Below are 3,493 nucleotides of genomic sequence, written 5' to 3'. Positions count from 1 at the left end.
TTCCTGGTGGACCGCTTACTGCCGCAATCCCACCTTCGAGCATCATGGCTTGTGTCTCCACAACGCGGCGCTGCGTTTTGTCCATGGAGTACGAATTGCTCATCTGCCCCAGGTGCATCCCCATGGCATGAACACGCTCATCGCCGCTGATGCCCGTCTGTAAAAAGATCGCTTCATTTGCATGTGGGTCTGCATAGCGAATGGCAATTTGCGGTAGTGGCTTTCCATTCTGAAATCGCTCAACGATGTGGTCATACGCCACGAGCATTGGTCCGGTGATTTGTGTCCGGTTCACATTTGCCGGATTGGTCGGGATGAACAGCACGCTCTTTTCTGTGATCCAGCCTTCCGGCAATCTTTTGTCGAGTTGCTCTGCGACTGTCGCGCCACCATCGACACTCCACCGTGCATCCGTGATGATCTGGGTGATGCGATCCACCATCGCAATCGCCATCTGCCACTGATCTTCCCATGGCAAGTCCTCGATCAATTTTCCGTCGGCATCTTGCATCATGGCGCGCTCACTGATGCGCCAGTCCGCGCTCTCCGGTGACGCAAGATTGAAAGGCGAGAACAACATTGCTCGTTGCAACCATGGACCCGTGATTTCAAAGTCTGGTGTCACCATTCCGTTGTCATCGACTTCCACGGGTACGAGGATCGTCGGCACGATTCAGCGTAACCCTTCGCGTCCCGTCATTCGGAAAACACCGCTGAAGCCGAGCAAAAAATTTCCGCCACGCGCACGTCCGATGCCACGCAAGACTTCCTTGCTGATGACCCATTCACTCGGTGATGTACCGTTCAACAGAAACGCATCCCGCGTCCCTTCACCCACTTCGATGTGTGCGTAGGCGGACTCCGAAACTGCCTGTCTCCAATATCGCGCGACGTGCACTTGCTCTTTCATTTTTCCTCCCATCCTTTTCTGTCAAAACGTCACTCGTGGTTCTTCCCGATGTTCTTTACTTGATCCTTCACGCCTTTCCTGCACTTGCTGCCAAACTCAAAATGCCGGTGCCAACTTGCGTCGCTGCCCACGCTGCGAGTGAGCCCAGTGGGATGATCCCGAAGTAGATGAGCAGTACGATCAGCAGCACGATGAGTACGATCAGCAAAATGCCCTTGAGGGTGTTGCCAGTGCTGTTCGCTTTGCTGTGGTGTTCTGCTTGCTGCTGCTGCTGCTGCCGATTCCCCTTGCTCTGTCCCGTCCAAGACTCGATATCACTTTTCGTGTTCCTGATGGTTGCAGAGGCCCGGTCCCAAACATTTTTCCCCCAGTCGCTAATGTCATGCGCCGCATCTTCCAGTCTCCTCCTGAGTGTGGATGTGTAATGGTCGCCGTTGAGGTAGTTCTCCATCGGGACAAATACGGGGACGTTCACGCCGCACTTTACTCCTGGGATTGTCACATGGATCCCGATGGTCTCCATCACCTTTACACCGTAGTTGCATTCAATTCCTGGGTATTGGCCACCTGAGTTGTAAATCGACAGGGCATGTACCGCCCTTAGCGTTGCTGGCGTGATCCCGCTTGTGTCTTGCCATGCGCTGCGGAATACCCATGATCCGGCTCCAATGTTGTCGCACGGGTTAAAGAGTTGGTCTACTGTGAATCTTCCTAGATGTGTCGAGTTGATTTGCATTATCCCCATGTCAATGTTGTGACCTTCACCTAGCAGCTGAGTGGCTTTGGCAATTGCTTGTTGTGCGTTGTGCAAGTAGAAGTCGTTTGGCAAATGTTCCTTAAGTAGGGTGTTGTCATTGATCACCCATGGATCGCGTCCACTCTCCACATTCGAAATTGCTACTAGCATGATTGGCGGATCTTGGTAGGTGTCGCATTTCTGGTAGATCTGCGGAACTGGTACCGTAACTGGGATCCCATCCTCCGTTTGTGGTGCGGCTGTTTGCTGTGATGGCTGTGTCGATGACGAAGGTGTTGCCGATGCTGCCAGCAATGGCCCTGCCCATAGGGCCATGGCTGATGCGAGCATAACTTTTCCTGCGTTCTGTCGGCAGATTCTCTCTATTTTGCTTTTAAGACTATACTCTCGTGAATATTTGTGTGGTCTCATACCATTTTCTATCCTACTGTTTTTGCTGGTGTCTGCATTTTTCAGGCCACTGTTACGTTGCTCCAACATATATAAACTATCGAACAGATTTTGCAGTTATGTTTCATTGTCTGTATTGAATTGTTTTTGCTGGTCTTAATTGTCTGCATAACTAGATTTACCTCCGGTTTACTATATACTGCCGGAAAAATCATATCGTTAAGGTTTTTTTTCTATCCATCGCATTGTTATCACTGCTATTTAGTGTCGGCATTTTCGTGAGAACGCTCACCACGGCTGCCATTTTAATTTTTGGCGAAATCATCGCTAAGTGGAAACTAGGTTCTGGTCCAAATGGATTAGGCATCATCAATGCCGACAGTCGCACCCTTGCGAAACAGTTGGTTGTGTCAAAATATGTGTATTGTTTTTTTAACACCATTTTTTTAACGTAGCTCCTTGTTTTTATTGTTTGTCGCTGTCTTCATTTTTTCCTCTTGCTTGATCAAGAAGTGCAGTCTGCGAGCAGCCTTGCTATCTGGTCCGTCCCGCCTAGCACGCTCTTCGATGCGCTCGCGGATCTTCTTCCTGCGTGCTTCCTGTCTCTTTTTCTCTTTGAGCTTTGCGAGGTACTCCGCCTTTTTTGCCTTGGCCTCGGCCTCGGCCTGCGCATCTTTTGCAGTGTCTTTCTTCTTCTTCGGACCAGGCATCACCAGTGGATTGGTGGGCTCGTCGGAGAGGGCCCGATCCGCGTGATCGATGATCCGGACCGCATCATTTTTGGCGTGGACGTAGTCGAGCAGTGCATCGCTGAACGGCACGGCAATTGCCAAGTATTCGTCCACATGGCGTTGTGTCTCGCGGTAGTTCGTATCGTTTCTTGCGAGGTCGGCGTCTGCTCGCAGGAATGCCCGAGTCACTCGTTTGGGTGCTTTGAGATACCCTACGATCATGTCTTTTTTGCCTGGAGCATGCAGTTTCTTTTCCCTGCAAAAGAAAGTCGGGTGGTGCATTCTCGGATTGAACGTCCCGTTCTTGTCCGGTTTCCAAGAAAATTTGTCGTAAAAGGTATAAAGCCACTCAAAACCTGTTATGATCCAAGTAACTCTCCGTCTGGTTCTGACGAGAGTGAGTGATCCGGCTTTACCGTATGGACCGTATGCTTGTGCATAAACCTGTGTGTTAGCGCACAACCATTTGGTGTATTCGTCAAGGACCAAGACGGCATTGTCGATGACTTCGGCATCTTCCGTTTTCTTCTTCGCCATCTCCGTAATCTTGGCGTGTGCCTGCACGATGTCTGAGATTTCTGGATGCCTTTGCAGGCTGTCATTCATTAGGTCGACAATGCCGTCGATGGCTTTCTGTGCTGCATCCATGACGCGATTTCGATGCTCCAAAAGATTCAGCGTGACTTTGACAATGGCTTCCAGTAC

Annotated in this window: 4 protein-coding genes; all 4 read right to left on the bottom strand. The window is 50.5% G+C overall.

Annotation, left to right across the window (positions count from 1 at the left end):
• Positions 1-649, bottom strand: a 649-nt coding sequence (locus RTI30_RS13370) for a hypothetical protein (protein WP_312284024.1), incomplete at its 3' end; no start/stop codon positions are given.
• A 24-nt stretch (positions 650-673) separates the two neighbouring features.
• On the bottom strand, positions 674-910 hold the full coding sequence (locus tag RTI30_RS13365) for a hypothetical protein (RefSeq protein ID WP_312284023.1): 237 nt from the start codon (positions 908-910) through the stop codon (positions 674-676).
• A gap of 67 nt (positions 911-977) precedes the next feature.
• Positions 978-2,147: a transglycosylase SLT domain-containing protein gene (locus tag RTI30_RS13360; protein WP_312284022.1), complete on the bottom strand. Its 1,170-nt coding sequence runs from the start codon at positions 2,145-2,147 to the stop codon at positions 978-980.
• 356 nt (positions 2,148-2,503) lie between these two features.
• On the bottom strand, positions 2,504-3,493 hold a 990-nt coding region (locus RTI30_RS13355), incomplete at its 5' end, for a hypothetical protein (RefSeq protein WP_312284021.1).

Source organism: Candidatus Igneacidithiobacillus taiwanensis, assembly GCF_031962545.1.
Classification (GTDB): domain Bacteria; phylum Pseudomonadota; class Gammaproteobacteria; order Acidithiobacillales; family Acidithiobacillaceae; genus Igneacidithiobacillus; species Igneacidithiobacillus taiwanensis.
Note: the sequence above shows the minus strand (reverse complement) of the source record. Positions and strands in the feature narration are given on the sequence as shown.

Excerpts from the sequence above, each read along its gene's own strand:
- RTI30_RS13365 (WP_312284023.1), bottom strand. The coding sequence starts at position 910 with ATGAAAGAGCAAGTGCACGTCGCGCGATATTGGAGACAGGCAGTTTCG.
- RTI30_RS13360 (WP_312284022.1), bottom strand. The coding sequence starts at position 2,147 with ATGTTGGAGCAACGTAACAGTGGCCTGAAAAATGCAGACACCAGCAAA.